Source organism: Pandoraea sp., from assembly GCF_041919235.1.
Classification (GTDB): Bacteria; Pseudomonadota; Gammaproteobacteria; order Burkholderiales; family Burkholderiaceae; genus Pandoraea.
Map to the genome: position 1 here is coordinate 151,143 of NZ_JAYRUC010000011.1, position 14,142 is coordinate 165,284.

13 protein-coding genes and 1 pseudogene are annotated in these 14,142 nt (G+C 48.4%); all 14 read left to right on the top strand.

Translation table 11 applies throughout. The features are described 5' to 3' along the window. Nucleotides 1–15 precede the first annotated feature (15 nt). The gene (gene gmd, locus ACE3UG_RS11260) at nt 16–1,110 is read left to right on the top strand and encodes a GDP-mannose 4,6-dehydratase (protein ID WP_374623666.1); all 1,095 of its coding nucleotides are present in this window, start codon (nt 16–18) and stop codon (nt 1,108–1,110) included. A 70-nt stretch (nt 1,111–1,180) separates the two neighbouring features. Next, nucleotides 1,181–1,867, top strand: coding sequence for an IS30 family transposase (locus ACE3UG_RS11265; protein ID WP_374623669.1), 687 nt, complete (start codon nt 1,181–1,183; stop codon nt 1,865–1,867). Next, nucleotides 1,864–2,055: a hypothetical protein gene (locus tag ACE3UG_RS11270; RefSeq protein ID WP_374623671.1), complete on the top strand. Its 192-nt coding sequence runs from the start codon at nt 1,864–1,866 to the stop codon at nt 2,053–2,055. The genes ACE3UG_RS11265 and ACE3UG_RS11270 overlap by 4 nt, the downstream gene beginning before the upstream one ends. A 220-nt stretch (nt 2,056–2,275) precedes the next feature. Further along, entirely contained in the window at nt 2,276–3,697 is a 1,422-nt protein-coding gene (locus tag ACE3UG_RS11275) for an NDP-hexose 2,3-dehydratase family protein (protein WP_374623673.1), read from the top strand. Nucleotides 3,698–3,707: 10 nt separating this feature from the next. Then, nucleotides 3,708–4,700, top strand: coding sequence for a Gfo/Idh/MocA family protein (locus ACE3UG_RS11280; RefSeq protein WP_374623676.1), 993 nt, complete (start codon nt 3,708–3,710; stop codon nt 4,698–4,700). A 7-nt stretch (nt 4,701–4,707) separates the two neighbouring features. Further along, a complete protein-coding gene (locus tag ACE3UG_RS11285; RefSeq protein ID WP_374623679.1) occupies nt 4,708–5,583 on the top strand; it encodes an NAD-dependent epimerase/dehydratase family protein in 876 nt (291 codons plus the stop codon). A 143-nt stretch (nt 5,584–5,726) separates the two neighbouring features. Beyond that, a complete protein-coding gene (locus ACE3UG_RS11290) occupies nt 5,727–6,890 on the top strand; it encodes a polysaccharide biosynthesis C-terminal domain-containing protein (protein ID WP_374623681.1) in 1,164 nt (387 codons plus the stop codon). A 23-nt stretch (nt 6,891–6,913) separates the two neighbouring features. After that, nucleotides 6,914–7,873 carry a hypothetical protein gene (locus ACE3UG_RS11295; RefSeq protein WP_374623684.1) on the top strand — a complete coding sequence of 320 codons (960 nt, stop codon included), beginning with the start codon at nt 6,914–6,916 and terminating at the stop codon, nt 7,871–7,873. After that, entirely contained in the window at nt 7,870–8,652 is a 783-nt protein-coding gene (locus ACE3UG_RS11300; RefSeq protein ID WP_374623687.1) for a glycosyltransferase, read from the top strand. Before ACE3UG_RS11295 ends, ACE3UG_RS11300 begins: the two co-directional genes overlap by 4 nt. Then, nucleotides 8,649–9,863, top strand: a complete 1,215-nt coding sequence (locus ACE3UG_RS11305) for a hypothetical protein (RefSeq protein ID WP_374623690.1) — start codon at nt 8,649–8,651, stop codon at nt 9,861–9,863. The genes ACE3UG_RS11300 and ACE3UG_RS11305 overlap by 4 nt, the downstream gene beginning before the upstream one ends. A gap of 52 nt (nt 9,864–9,915) precedes the next feature. Further along, nucleotides 9,916–11,116 (top strand): annotated as a pseudogene (locus ACE3UG_RS11310) (DDE-type integrase/transposase/recombinase). Between the two features lie 479 nt (nt 11,117–11,595). Further along, nucleotides 11,596–12,693 (top strand): glycosyltransferase, encoded by a 1,098-nt coding sequence (locus ACE3UG_RS11315; RefSeq protein WP_374623693.1) that lies wholly within the window; start codon nt 11,596–11,598, stop codon nt 12,691–12,693. Nucleotides 12,694–12,745: 52 nt separating this feature from the next. Further along, complete coding sequence (locus tag ACE3UG_RS11320; RefSeq protein WP_374623697.1) at nt 12,746–13,570, top strand: glycosyltransferase family 2 protein; 825 nt, start codon at nt 12,746–12,748, stop codon at nt 13,568–13,570. 208 nt (nt 13,571–13,778) lie between these two features. Further along, nucleotides 13,779–14,142: transposase (locus tag ACE3UG_RS11325; protein ID WP_374623700.1), on the top strand; the 364-nt coding region annotated here is incomplete at its 3' end.

The window sequence follows — 14,142 nt, forward strand, 5'->3', positions numbered from 1 at the left end:
TTTAAGGATAGCAAAATGACAGAGCAACACAAAGTGGCCCTCATTACTGGCGTCACCGGTCAAGATGGCTCCTACTTGGCCGAACTTCTGCTTAATAAAGGCTACATCGTCCACGGCATCAAGCGCCGTACCAGCCTTTTCAATACAGACCGTATCGACCACCTCTATCAAGATCGACACGATAAGGGTGTTCGCTTCTTTCTTCATCACGGTGATTTAACCGATAGCTCAAGCCTGATTCGCATAATCCAGCAAATTCAGCCTGACGAAATCTACAATCTTGCCGCACAAAGCCATGTGGCAGTGAGTTTTGAAGAGCCGGAATACACCGCAAACTCAGATGGGCTTGGTGCACTGCGCATCCTTGAAGCCATCCGCATCCTCGGCCTCGAACGGAAAACCCGCTTTTATCAGGCCAGTACCAGCGAACTCTACGGCCTAGTTCAGGAAATACCTCAGAAAGAGACCACCCCTTTTTATCCACGCAGCCCGTACGCTGTCGCAAAACTTTACGCGTACTGGATCACCGTCAACTACCGCGAGGCATACGGCATTTATGCCTGCAACGGCATCCTCTTCAACCATGAAAGCCCCGTCCGTGGCGAAACCTTCGTCACTCGCAAGATCACTCGCGCCTTAGCACGCATCAAACTTGGCCTTCAAGAGTGTCTGTATCTCGGGAACCTGGACGCAAAGCGCGACTGGGGCCACGCCAAAGACTACGTTGAAATGCAGTGGCTCATGCTGCAGCAAGATCAACCGGAAGACTTTGTCATCGCCACCGGAGTGCAATACAGCGTACGTGATTTTGTCAATGCTGCCGCGAAAGAACTCGGCATTGAAATCCGCTGGGAAGGGGGGGGGGTGGAAGAGAAGGGTTACGACAATCAAGGTAAATGTATCGTCGCCGTCGATCCACGCTATTTCCGCCCAACCGAAGTTGAAACATTGCTCGGCGATCCAACCAAAGCCAAAGAAAAACTTGGGTGGACGCCTCAAACAAGCTTCGAGGAACTTGTGATTGAAATGGCGAGAGAAGATTTAAAATCTGCCAAATGCGATGAGCTAATAGAGAGTCACGGCTTTAAAGCAATGAATTATAACGAATAATAATGTTAAAAATAAAACTCCTTAATCTCTAGCTTCAAGTGCAACACCTCAAATCAGGTAAGGTGTTGCAATGCGGACGCACAAGCATCTGAGAGCGAAGGAACGCGCGGTCATCATGATTGAACATCGAAACGGCACCAGCACGAGCGCCAGCGCACAACGTCTCAGGCGAAGCATCTCGACAGTTTCGCGTGAACTAGCGCGCAACGGCAATACGGCGTCGTACTACGACGCGACGCTTGCGGCATTGGCGTACTGCATTTGCCGCAAGGGTTGCACGACCGGGTACGCTGCTTGTTGGCAGCGTCCTTTACCGGCATGTTCGTGCCGGATGGTCAATGGCCGCTGGTTGCCGCAGCAGATTCCTGCCAGACTTCGCCGTATATGTATATGCCCCGCCGATCCCGACCAACGCGTCAGCCATGAAACGATTTACGCCGCAATCTACGCTCATCCGCGATGTCGGGTCAAGCGGGCGATGATGGACGGATTGCGCCAGGCAAAGCCAGGGCGTGGGCGACGGCGCCTCACGCCCGTTGGCAGCGGATTCGTTCCCGAAGCCCTGCGAATCGTTCGCTGGCCTGAGGAGATTGAGTTGCGGCAGCTGCCGGGGCATCGGGAAGGCGACCTCATCAAGGGCGCGTTCAACCGTTCTGCGGTGAGCACTCTGATAGAGCGCAAGACACTTTTCGTGGCGCTGTGCCTTTTGACGGCTGCACGTCGCAGAACGCCCTGGAGGGTTTCACGCGCCGGATGAAGAAGCTGCCGGCTCTTCTGCGCGAGAGCCTGACCTACGATCGGGGAATGGGAATGATCTTCCATGTCGAGCTGTTCAAGAAATTGAATTTCAATATCTGCTTTGCCGATTCGCGTGCGCCCTGGCAGCGAGGCAGCAACGAGAATATCGACGGTTTGTTGCGCCAGTTTCCGACCAAGGGCATCTAACTTTCGGCAATCACATAGACCCAGCTAAATGAAACGTCTAAATTGCGCAATGAGCGGCCCCCCAAACCTCCGGGCTGAGATGCGGCAGAGGAAACATTGGACGAGGAGATGAAATTCAATGGGTTTGCGAATCGGCGCATTTGATTCTTAAGGCCGCCACCCGCTTCATGCAGGGTGCGTACGCACAAGTCATAGCTATTTTATTAGCAGGGTCAAACAAATGAATAATTTAGAAATTGAGTTCTTAAAATCTGCAACAACGATAGATTCATCGATATTCCCAAATTCAAAAATTCCGAACTGGATCCAAGACCGGCGGGATGCCGTTCGGGTACTTGTCAAAGAAATGCCGCTTGAAAATATGCGGCAATGGAAGATAGATGAATCAACTAGAAATCTGAAACACGATAGCGGCGGGTTCTTCACAATCGAAGGCATAAAGATACGAACCAATTGGGGTCAAGTGTCTAATTGGACGCAGCCTATTATTAATCAACCTGAAATTGGATTCCTCGGATTTATTGCGAAAAAATTCGATGGAATTTTACATTTTCTTGTTCAAGCAAAGATTGAGCCTGGCAACATAAATACCGTCCAAATTTCACCAACTCTACAAGCAACAAGAAGCAATTATTCTCAATTACATAAAGGTAAGCGACCGAGGTATTTAGAGTATTTTAATGGGGAAGTAAGCGTGAACTTACTTCTTGACCAACTGCAATCTGAGCAAGGCGCGAGATTTCTCCGAAAACGCAACCGAAATATTATTGTTGAAATTGAACCTGAGAGGGAAATTGAATCAAACGAAGATTTTATCTGGCTGACTATCGGTCAGATCAAGCAACTGATGCGTCACGACAATATTGTCAACATGGATACCCGAACGGTACTTTCGGGAATTAGTTATGGCTCATATTCGGCTGACACTTTGGAAGGATTGTTTGTGCTGGTGCCTGGGCCGCGACGCACGAGACTGATGCTTGAATCAGCATTGAATCGAGAGTGCGCCTTTAATAATTTCCGAAACATTGTGTCCTGGATTACCCGCATAAAATCAACTTATGATCTGTTTGTAGAGCGAATACCCATAAGGCAAGTCGAACAATGGTTCGAGCGAAACGGAACGATTTGCCGAGACGACGGAAAATATTTCACCGTGATAGGTGTAAATGTCTCGATTGAGAACCGCGAAATTGTGAGTTGGGATCAGCCGATGATAAAGCCGGCCCAGGAAGGTCTGCTTGCGTTCATCGTACGACCAATCAACGGCGTCTACCATTTCCTCGTTCAGGCGAAGCTCGAGGCAGGGAACTTCGACATCATCGAATTGGCTCCGACTGTACAGTGCCTTACCGGCAACTACAGAACCGGGAAAAATGAGTATTCTGTTCCCTATATTAAAGAAGTCTTATCCGCTCCCCAAGATTCCATTCTCATGGATGCCATGCAAAGCGAAGAGGGTGGGCGCTTCTTCAAGGAGCAGAACAGAAACATGATTGTTGAGGTGGACGAAAGCTTTCCGCTTGAAGTGTCTGAAAACTATTGCTGGATGACGCTCAATCAGATGTTACGATTAATTGAATTCAATAATTACTTAAATATTTCAGCGAGAAGTCTCATCTCTGCGATAAGTTTTGCCTAAGGTATTGACCATGATTCACAAGAGAATCCGCATTGGCGTATTGGGGTGCGCAAAAATTGCACGCCGCTCTGTAATACCTGCCATACGAGAATTAGGTGAAGAATATGAACTGAAAGCCGTCGCCAGTAGGACCAGCGCCAAGGCAGTTGAATTTGCCTGCGAATTTGCATGCGAAGCAATTGTTGGGTACGAAAATATTGTTAACCGAGAGGATATTGATGCGCTATACATTCCTTTGCCAACCGGAATGCACTATGAGTGGATCAGCAAGGCAATTGCAGCAGGCAAGCATGTATATGCCGAAAAATCATTTTCTTCGACATCAGCAGAAACACAGTCGCTGATTTCATCGGCAGCGAGTAAAAGTGTTGCCCTCATGGAGGGATATATGTTTCTCTACCACAAACAACAGGAATTTGTATCGAACTTAATACGGGAAGGCGAGTTGGGAGAACTTCGCCATTTTTGTGGCCATTTCGGATTTCCTCCTTTACCGTCAGATGATTTTCGGTACAACGAAGATCTTGGCGGAGGCGTTTTGATGGATGCGGCAGGATATCCTTTACGAGCAGCCCGCTATTTTTTGGGTGAGTCACTGGCTGTACAAGCGGCATCGATCTTCCGCGACCCGCGAAAATCGACTTCTCTCTGGGGTAGCGCATATCTTTCTAATGGTGCTGGGTTGGGTGCATCCATTGCGTTTGGGTTTGACAACGCTTATCAATGTCGGTATGAAATCTGGGGATCCAAAGGCAGGATAATGGCAGAACGTGCATATACACCCGGACCGACGTTTTCGCCGCGTCTTGTATTTGAGGGTGCGGCCGGCCCCCGAATCGTCAACATTGAGCCAGACAATCACTTTGTTGGCGCGATGCGTGAATTTCGCAGATTGATCGTGGCCCCAGCACGACGACAAGATCATTATCGACACATTTTAAATCAGAGCATAGCACTTGAACAAATTAAAACGTTATCCACACTTGGTCTAATAAAGCATTGAGCGCACTATGAGATGTTTATTTTTTGGTGCTAGCGGTTATCTGGGCAGGCATTTAGTTAATACACTGAACCAGACAGGACATGAAGTTATCATCCCGTTGACAAAAAACGGTGATCGTTTGGATTTGTCAGTTCTTGAATCGCTTGCAAATATCGATTGGAACGTAGACGTTGTCTACATGTTTGCTGGTGTTACGGGTACAGGAGCGTCCTTCGAACAATATAAGAGGTTCCTGCTCGGTAACGAGCTCAGCTTGCTGAATGTCTTGGACTCGATTCGTCGGTCATCAGCACGACCGAGAGTGATATTTCCTTCAACACGCCTCGTTTATCGCGGATCAGACAGCCCGTTAACGGAGAATGCCGTTCAAGAATCTAAGACACCATACTCAGCAAATAAAATTGCATGTGAGAACTATATACACGCCTACTCCAATGCATTTGATGTCCCTTATACTGTTTTGCGGATTTGCATCCCCTTTGCAAGCGAGCTCGGCCAAGAATATTCGTACGGCACGGTGGGAAATTTCATAAGTCAGGCCCAAGGAACAGGACGTATCCGGATTTACGGCGATGGGTCGGTCCGACGAACGTTCTCACATATCCAAGATTTGTGTCGAATCACACTTTTAGCGACGGAGCTCCCGTCAACCATTAACAAGACTTATAACATGCCGGGAGATGAGCTAAGCCTTTATGATGCCGCTTCGCTAATTGCTTCTAGATTTGGCGCGGTCGTGGAAAGCGTTGACTGGCCGGAACTGGATGCTCGCCTAGAGTCAGGCAGTACAGTATTTGATAGCACCCATCTCCTCGAAACAATTCAGACGGTAACTCATCATAGATTTTGTGACTGGGCCGCCAAAATTCCTTCGTTATTATGAATGACAGTAATCGGCGCACTCATCTGTTGAAATTGGCGGTTATTACGAGTCTATCTGGTAAGGGATTTTCGGCCGTTACTCAGTTGCTGGCGCTTCCGTTGGCGGCTGGCGCACTAGGGTTGGGGCGATTTGGCGTATACGCAATGATGACCGCCATTTTCATTTGGGCAAATACGGCGTCAGCCGTAGTAGGTGCATCTCTTTCACTGCGGATCGTAGCAGCGCGTGCGAATAACGACAAATTGGTGGAGTCGCAACTATTCGCCACCGCATTCTTCTTCGCCATAGCTTCGGCTACGGCATTAATAGTGGTTTTTCAAGCAATCCTTAACAAAGCAGATCTGAGTGGACTGTTTGGGTTAAAAAATAATGCATATGACGCCGACCTTCGAGTCGCGGCGTTATATATGTCGTTTTTGCTTCCAATAAATATCGTTGCATCACTATCCGATTCAGCTCAAGCCGGTTACCAGAGGCAATACGTCACAAATGTGCTGATGATGGCGTCAAATGTTGCGGTAATTGCTTCGTTGGTTTGGGTCCAGACGCATCCAAGTATTCATTCGATGGTTCTCGCCGTTTTCGCCCCTCCTGTGGTTGCGCGCACGGTAAATATGGCCCTTTTATGGCGGTCTCATCCTCACATCGTCCCTCGATGGCGGTTAGTAGGCCGGCGCTCACTATGGTCGTTGGTAAATCCCGGAGCAGGCTTCGCTCTTATGCAAGTTGGATCCTTTGCCTATTTGCAATACCCCATATTCTATGTCGGTCGGGAGATAGGCCCTAACAGTGCCGCCTATTTCGCGGCGATGATGCAGGTCATCGCGATGTCCGGAAGCTTTCTCATCCTCTTTACGCAACCTCTGTTACCTGCACTACGTGATGCTAGTGTCCGGAATGATTCATCCTGGACGCGAAATACATTTCGCCTTACGTTGACTCGCTTAGTACCCTACATCGCCGTAGCGGCTATTGCCATAGTACTACTCGGCACCTTCATCATATCAGTCCTATTAAGACATTCGATAAAAATAGATCTAGCTACTAGATTACTATGGGCGGCCTTCTTTTTCATTGTCGCGTGGGAACACCTAGGATATAGCTTTCTGGCCGGCATAGGGAAAGTATGGTTAGCTACCGGATTATATTTGGCAGGGGCATTATTGATGTTAATTATCATGGTGATTTTAATTCCAAAGTTTGGGATAATTGGTGCATTTGCAGCAATGTGCTCTGGACCAATCCTATCGACAGTGCTAGGGTATCCTTACGTAATTAAGAGGTATTTCATGCACACAAGCTCGTGAATTCATAGCGTACGCGAAAATTTATGACAATTAAATCCTCGCCGTGTTCTTATATTGCACAAACTCAATACGCTAAGATGCGAGATGAATGCGCAATAGTTTCATCAAGCGACTCAAAGCATTCTCCATACCTTGCGAACGCAATAGCATCTCTAAAGATTAACTTTCCCGATCACCCGAGAATCATTATTTATGATATCGGATTAACCAAAGCGGAGAAGCATGAGTTTCGCAGCATTGACGGTGTAGAACTACGCGAAACGCCCGCATTTATTCCGCACTGGCGCCTGAATTGGTCTTGGAAATTACACACTTTGACTAATAACTTGCCACGTTACAGCTTGTATTTGGATCTACCAAATTTCGTTGTAATGCGGAGTTTGGCTCCACTCTTCTGTTCGATAAAAGCCAGCGGCTATCTATTGGTTAGCAATGGACAATTTTTACGCGAAATTACGCCGTCTGATTATTGGAAGTTCTACGAACTGGATTCTGAGATATTTAAAAATTCCATAACATTTGGCGCTGGGATCATTGGATTCGACTCAAGCTCAAACGCGCGAGAAGCGATTTTTAGAGCATTAAATGATGTTATTCTGGGTTTGAATCTCGGTCGATCAGCCTGCGAAGCAAATAAAAACTACAAGCCAAATATAATCAGGGACTGCACATGCTTCCGGGCGGATCAGACATTATTGAATCTTGCCTTTCGCAAGGAGTTCGGCGAAAAACTCGTCATCCGAAAGCCGGCGCCGATTTGCGGATTCGGAAAGAGTAATGACCATCCAGGCCAATATCTCTGGTACGCCCGAAGAAGTGTTGAATCGCTGCGTTACATTTACGAAAATACTGGCCGATCAAAACTATGCTTTTTAGTCAATAGATGTTTGTGGTTATTGCGAATAACATCCCGGATTTTCGCGAAAAAAATAGTTTTTTCAATTAAGCCAAAATCTTCTTCCGGAGCGAAAAATATCTTATGAATGTTCATTCGCAAAAAGAACAAATTTCTCACGTCGATAGCGGTCGCATAATTCTCTCAGTTGTCTGTGCCGTATTCAATGGATCTAAGGTTATTGGTGACCTGCTTCAGTCTTATGCGAAACAGGATCGAAAAAATACTGAGCTAATCGTAATTGATGGAGCGTCATCGGATCGCACCGTAGAGATTGTCCGTGCGTCTGGCGTTGCCAACTTAGTGCTCTCCGAACCGGATTGCGGGATCTACGATGCTTGGAATAAGGCAATACGGCATTGCTCTGGAACTCACGTCGCATTTATTGGGGCTGATGACCTTCTCGCTGACGGCAGTCTTCAGCACATTGTCGAGGCGTGCCAGTGCGCATCTGGGTCGGTAAATATCATCGCCGGATTCAACATTCTTACTCGCAACCGAATTCCCGTTCAGCTACTTGGCGAAGTGTTCGATACCTCAAAACTATTGCGTCGAATGCCCATGGCCCACGTTATGAGTGCGCATTCGCTCAATTGGCTTCGTGAGCTTGGTGGTTTCGATGCAAGTTTTCGCTCAGCTGGCGATTATGAATTATTGCTCCGATCATCAAAGGCGTTATCCGTTCAAACGATCCCTTATATACTCGCATATATGGAAGACGGTGGCACGAGTCGGAGTGCATTATTGCCACACTTCGAAACTTGGCGTGCCCGCCGGAAAAATGAAGTTTCTACCGTACTGGCTGGCGGGTTATTAATGCGGGCACTGGGCGGTTCATTGCTTCGAGAAATTGGACTAAAGCGATGATGCATGTCCTGCTAGTTATATTTTATCTATTTGATGAAATAATCAACAAATATCTGCCGGTTAGCAGTGGGTCGTTTTTTATTGTTTTGCTGTTATTTTTTATGACGCGAACCACCTTTTCAATATCGAAAGTTAAGGTGTGTAAAACCGCGATCGCAGGTTTATTGATTTTGGTGGCCGGTGTTATCGGTGGATCTATTTCGGGATCGCCGACGAATTGGATGTTTTTCGTAACCACAATTATCATGCTTCTATTGTGGTTAATGGGTACGTCCTGTGCCGGTCGCGGTTTAGTTATCAATCCCAGTCATGCCTTGTTCGGAACGCTTGTTAGCGTTTTTGTGCTATATGCGTCAATTTTGTTAAACATTGATGTGTTTTCTATTTTGACCAACGAGTCTGTTAATCGGTCTGGAGGACTATTTTCTGAACCGAGTCATCTGGCACTTTATGTCATGCCACTTATGATGATTTCTTGGAGTCGTCGATCGTACAGAAAGTTCGTTGTCGCGGCGTGGTTAGGTTTGGCCTACGGTGCATTCTCACTCACATTTGCTCTTTGCACTTTTGTGGGCGTGGCTATGATGGGATGGCACGGAAGATCCCTTCGCAACAAGCCATTCCGGCATCTGACTTTCAATATAATAAAATTTTTATCGGTTACGGTTCCGATAGCGGGGATACTACTTGTACTAAATCGGATTGAAGCGCTTTCTGCTTTTCATTATCTCTCCGACCGTATTTCCGGTGTTTTTTACGGAGATTCCGCGAAGAATTTAAATTTATCTGCGTTAGCTTATTTGCAAGGAGTGCAGATTGCGACCCAATCGTTTATAAAAAGCTACGGCCTTGGAGTCGGATTAGGGAACATGGGATTGTCGAATTCCGTTCTTGAAGGTGTTAGCTATCGTGAAATTATTCGGTCTCTGGCGTCCATGGACTTGAATCTTCGAGATGGGACTTTCTTGCTCAGTAAAATCGTGTCGGAACTCGGAGTTCTTTCACTCTTTCTTCTTTGGGTCTTGGTAGTAGCTATCTGGCGTTTAAGGTACGGATTCGCGTCATATTATTCGGCATTTTTGGGGCTCGCCATTTGCTTGCTATTTGTTCGTGCCCTACCATACTTTGCCGCGCCAACGTGTCTAACTCTAATCTGCATATCATCGGTATGGAACAACCTCGTGAATCAGCGGACGCGGCCGCCCGCGTAAAATTTCGGGGCGGCATCAGCCCGTGTTTTTTACTTACAACGAGCATGAAGTGATGGACGTACTGACGGGGCCAAAGCGTAGACGGCGGTGGTTGCCTGATGAGAATCTGGCGATGATGCGAAAGAGTAACGAGTCCGGCAAGACTTTCTCGATGGTGGCGCGTCGGGACGTCGTTAGCTCCAATCAGCTATTCCATGGTCGCCAGATGCACCAGGACGGCCGCCCATCGGCGGTCAGTGGCGGAGAGGAAGTCGTGCCCGCGTCGGAATTGAGCTACGGGCTCAAGCAAATCCGGGAGCTTCAACGGATGTTGGGCAAAATGACTATGGAGAACGAGATTCTTCGTGAGCCGGTGGAGGTAGCGACGCCTCGAAAGTGGATGCGCGCGCGCCCTCATTGCCTGGGGCCGAGCAGCAGTGAAGCGGGTTTGGGACGGTCTCGGTGTAGCGTGCTCAAATGTGGCAAATAGGCTGGCCCGTCCTTCCAATTAGCGGGACGGGCGCACAGTCCGGCAGGCCACGATGCACCGCTGATTGACGAGATTCGGCAGACCATCGCGGACCTGCCGAGCTAAGGCTTTCGTCGCGGATGTGGGGCTACTACGCTGAGCCTTGGAGCAACGAAGCGTACCGCTGGTCAACGTCGTGCGGGTCTATCGGGTGAAGCGCGTACATGGACTGTTGCTGCAGCGCAGGCCCACGTCACCTCGGCGGTAAGGTGGGCTGTGCACAAGAGCAAACAGCGCTGGTGCTCGGATGGCTTCGAGTCCCGCTGTGAGAACGGTGAGCCGTTGCGCGTCACTTTTGCCCTCGATTGCTGTGACCGTCAAGCGATGAGCGAGGCGGCAACAACGGGCGGTCACACGGTGGTAACGTGGTGCGCGATGTCATGCTGGATGCCGTGAAGAACCGCTTCGGCAGCCCTATGCGGGCGTAGGAGAAAATCGAACGGCTCAGCGACAACGGCTCGGGCTACATCGCGCACAAGACTCGCTCGTTTTACCGTCGGCATCGGGCTGAAGCCGTTGACGAGGCAGGTCTGCAGCCCGCAAAGTTACGGCATAAAAGAACGCTTCGTGAAGACGACGAAACACGATTACGAGGCCTTCATGCCCAAACCTGATGTCGCGACGGCCATGCGAAATCTCGCTGTCGTGGTTGGAGCATTACAACGAACAGTATCCCCACGGCGTGCTGAAACATCGCTCACAACGCGAGTCTCGGCCTAGGAATGGTTCACCAACTCAAGTGTGAAACAACGTCTGATGATACAGGTAAAAATCCACATTGACGGTGGCCGTGATCAGCCCGGCCAGTTGATGCGCGTCCGACACATGACGGAACCTGCGAATTCTGACGCGGTCGGGCGGGGGCTTCATATTGGAATGGCCCACGGATTCCCGGTACGGCGCTATCTTAGACAGGGTTTCCTACGTGTCCATGGAGGACAAACTAAACCGTTACTTGGCGAAGTGAATGCGCAGCCTAGTCTTGAGCTAGAGCGGCAGTCGGCAAATCTTGGCTCGTGGTGGGTGCGAAGCAATCAATGCCAGCAATTCCGGTCACGGCACTGCCAGACCGATCTCGTGCAGAACGCGGCCTTGCGTGTACGTCGCTTGTTTAGCTTTAGCTAAGGGCTTTCCTGCTTCAGGTTGCTGTGGTCAGGTACTAAATGGCGGTTCAGACAACACGGGGGCGGTGTTTTTGAATTTCCCTTAATAGAGATGTAGTTTATGCGCAAAATCATTGTTATTTCAGCGGTGAATATTGTTGAGGGTGGGACGCTAACGGTCTTGAGAGATTGCGTCAATGCTGCCAGGGAATCGTTAAAAGACTGGCGAATTATTGTAATGGTTCATGATTCCGAACTAATTAAAACAGACGGCGTTGAAGTTCGCGCGTTTCCTCGAGTAAAATCAAGTTGGTTGCGCCGCATATGGATAGAATGGGTTGAATTCAGAAATATTTCCGAGGAGATTCGCCCGGATATTTGGTTGTCTCTGCACGACATCACACCAAGAGTTAAAGCAGTTCGGCAAGTTGTATACTGCCATAACCCTGCCATATTTTATCGAGTCACTTCACGGGAGGCTGTTTTCGAGCCGAAATTGCTTTTATTTAATTGGTTCTATGGAATTATCTACAGAGCATTTATACATCGCAACAGTCACGTAATCGTTCAGCAGCAATGGATTCGCGATGAGTTCAAGCGGCGATTTGGGAATCTTCCTTTGGTTGTTGCTCAGCCATGCTCGGATTCTTCCGAAAATCATGGCGAGGTGCGTCCTGGCAAACCTGTTGTTTTTCTATATCCAGCGCTTCCACGAGTTTTTAAGAATTTCGAAATATTGGGCGAGGCCGCAGAGATTCTTCAATCCCGGGGTGTTAGCGGCTTCGAGGTTCGACTGACTGTTTCCGGAAGGGAGAATCGCTACGCTCACTGGCTAAAAAAGCGATTCGGCCGCACACCTCCCGTTCGCTTTATTGGCAGACAAAATTTCCAGCAAATGAAATTTCAATATTCAGAAGCCTCTGCGATCGTATTCCCGAGCAAACTTGAAACGTGGGGCTTGCCAATAACCGAGGCGAAATCATACGGCCTTCCGGTGCTTGTCGCCGATGCGCCGTATGCGAATGAGACAGTTGGCAATTACGATGCGGTCTCCTTTTTTCCACCAAATCGCCCCGAGATTCTTGCTAATCTCATGCAGGATTTGATTGTGGGGACTTGGAATCCCACGGGAAATATCGGCAAGCCGCTTGATAGTCCTTTTGCAAGAAATTGGTCGGAATTGTTTCAAATAATAACAAAAAATCTTAACGATTGGTGATGATATCGTAGAATTTTAGCAGAGATTTTTAATTATCGTTTTGATCACACTAATGAAATATTTCCTTTCTATCAGTATAGTTTTGTATAAAACGCCCGTCGGTGATATTGAGAAAATTCTGGCATCTTTAAGAAATTTTTCCGGCAGTTATCACTTATATATCATTGATAATTCCCCTACAAATGAATTAATGAAGATTTTGCCGTCTGATTTGCAATTTGAATACATTCATCTCCCGAGGAATCCGGGCTTTGGTTCTGCGCACAACGTAGCTATCCGAAAGGCCCAGCTATTGGGAAGTGAATACCATTTGGTTATCAATGCGGATGTGAAGTTCGATTCGGATATTTTGACCCCGATGCTGGCGTACATGGAAGAGCATCCGGAAATTGGTCAAATGATGCCCAAGGTACTGAACCCTGATGGAAGTGTTCAGCGTCTTTGCAAACTTTCGCCCACCCCGTCCGACCTCCTGCTGCGCCGCTTTTCCAAGCGAAAAACTGCCGATACCAACAATCGGCATTTCGAACTCCACAATAGTGGATACGATCGTATCATGTTCGTTCCCTATCTTTCTGGGTGCTTTATGTTGTTGCGTCAAAGCGCCCTACGTGAAATAGGCCTGTTCGATGAGCGATTCTTTATGTATCCCGAAGATATTGACTTGACGCGCCGTATGGCGGAAAGGTATGAGACGATTTTTTTCCCTCATGTTAGCGTGGTTCACGAACACGGCGCCGCGTCTTATAAATCGCTGAAAATGCTCATAATTCACATTGTTAATATTTCGAGGTACTTTAATAAATGGGGGTGGTTTTACGATCCAATTAGAGACAGTCTAAACAAAAGGACACTGGATCAGTTCTCCAATAAATAGTTACTATCTTTATGAATAATGTCAGGCATAGGGGATGGTCTCGCAAAGCGGGTTGTGCAACAGCGCTGGGTGTCGATTCGTGTGGCGTACGCAGTGTTCGGAATCTGCGGGTCGTGCTAGCGGTACGAGGTGAAGTTGAACACGGAGAATGAAGAGATCTTAGTCTCCAGTTTCAAGTGCAACACCACGAATGAGGTAGGGTGTTGCGATGAAGAAGTACAAACATCTGAGCGCGGAAGAACGGGCGGTCATCATGATCGAGCCTGGCAAAGGCAGCAGCACAAGAGCTATTGCCCGATTGCTTGGACGCAACGCGTCGAGCGTTTCGCGTGAACTGTCGCGCAACATTGACGCGAGCACGCCGTGCTACGACGCGACGCGCGCTGCAACGGCATACCGCGTCCGTCGCCAAGGCAGCGTGCGTCGGTGCAAACTGGTGGCGGGACATGCGCTGTATCAACACGTGCATAACCGGCTGGTGTGCTGGCGCTGGTCGCCGCAGCAGATTGCTGCCAGACTTCGTCGGATGTACCCCGACGACCTCGACCAACGCGTCAGCCACGAAACGATTT

What these genes read in the sequence shown, in the direction of transcription:
- gmd (WP_374623666.1), top strand. Translation starts at nt 16, where the DNA reads ATGACAGAGCAACACAAAGTGGCCCTCATTACTGGCGTCACCGGTCAA.
- ACE3UG_RS11265 (WP_374623669.1), top strand. Translation starts at nt 1,181, where the DNA reads ATGCGGACGCACAAGCATCTGAGAGCGAAGGAACGCGCGGTCATCATG.
- ACE3UG_RS11270 (WP_374623671.1), top strand. Translation starts at nt 1,864, where the DNA reads ATGAAGAAGCTGCCGGCTCTTCTGCGCGAGAGCCTGACCTACGATCGG.
- ACE3UG_RS11275 (WP_374623673.1), top strand. Translation starts at nt 2,276, where the DNA reads ATGAATAATTTAGAAATTGAGTTCTTAAAATCTGCAACAACGATAGAT.
- ACE3UG_RS11280 (WP_374623676.1), top strand. Translation starts at nt 3,708, where the DNA reads ATGATTCACAAGAGAATCCGCATTGGCGTATTGGGGTGCGCAAAAATT.
- ACE3UG_RS11285 (WP_374623679.1), top strand. Translation starts at nt 4,708, where the DNA reads ATGAGATGTTTATTTTTTGGTGCTAGCGGTTATCTGGGCAGGCATTTA.
- ACE3UG_RS11290 (WP_374623681.1), top strand. Translation starts at nt 5,727, where the DNA reads ATGATGACCGCCATTTTCATTTGGGCAAATACGGCGTCAGCCGTAGTA.
- ACE3UG_RS11295 (WP_374623684.1), top strand. Translation starts at nt 6,914, where the DNA reads ATGACAATTAAATCCTCGCCGTGTTCTTATATTGCACAAACTCAATAC.
- ACE3UG_RS11300 (WP_374623687.1), top strand. Translation starts at nt 7,870, where the DNA reads ATGAATGTTCATTCGCAAAAAGAACAAATTTCTCACGTCGATAGCGGT.
- ACE3UG_RS11305 (WP_374623690.1), top strand. Translation starts at nt 8,649, where the DNA reads ATGATGCATGTCCTGCTAGTTATATTTTATCTATTTGATGAAATAATC.
- ACE3UG_RS11315 (WP_374623693.1), top strand. Translation starts at nt 11,596, where the DNA reads ATGCGCAAAATCATTGTTATTTCAGCGGTGAATATTGTTGAGGGTGGG.
- ACE3UG_RS11320 (WP_374623697.1), top strand. Translation starts at nt 12,746, where the DNA reads ATGAAATATTTCCTTTCTATCAGTATAGTTTTGTATAAAACGCCCGTC.